Below are 276 nucleotides of genomic sequence, written 5' to 3'. Positions count from 1 at the left end.
GGGGGGGGGGGTGGTGGGGGGGGGGGTGGGGGCGCCCGCCCCCTCCCCCCCGCCCGCCGGTGGTGCCGCCCCGGTGGTCGTCACGGCGACCCGGGCGGTCGTCGCGACGGTCGCGGTTGAACGGACGGTCCGCGCCACGGTGGTTGTGGTCGCGGCGCTCGAAGGAGCGGCCACCACGGTCGTTGGTGAGACCGCCGTCGGGGCCGTGGCGGAGGTGGTCTCAGGGGGGGGTTCGTCGCCTTTCCCGAGGGTGTGGCACGCGGTTGCAGGCGGCAC

Annotated in this window: 1 protein-coding gene and 1 pseudogene (1 of these 2 only partly in view); both read right to left on the bottom strand. The window is 78.3% G+C overall.

Going from position 1 to position 276, the window contains the following annotated elements:
• Window positions 1-181 (bottom strand): annotated as a pseudogene (locus ACFXB5_RS36745) (hypothetical protein); the annotation flags it as partial.
• Window positions 182-220: 39 nt separating this feature from the next.
• Window positions 221-276, bottom strand: the 3' end of a protein-coding gene (locus ACFXB5_RS36740) for a DEAD/DEAH box helicase (RefSeq protein ID WP_385216497.1). The gene runs 2,086 nt beyond the window's last position; only the last 56 of its 2,142 coding nucleotides appear in the window; the start codon falls outside the window, past its right edge; it ends in the stop codon at window positions 221-223.

Origin of the sequence: Streptomyces sp. NPDC059455, assembly GCF_042750115.1 — a bacterium.
Classification (GTDB): Bacteria; Actinomycetota; Actinomycetes; order Streptomycetales; family Streptomycetaceae; genus Streptomyces; species Streptomyces endocoffeicus.
The sequence above is the reverse complement of the archived record's forward strand: the minus strand, read 5'-3'. Positions and strand labels throughout refer to the sequence as shown.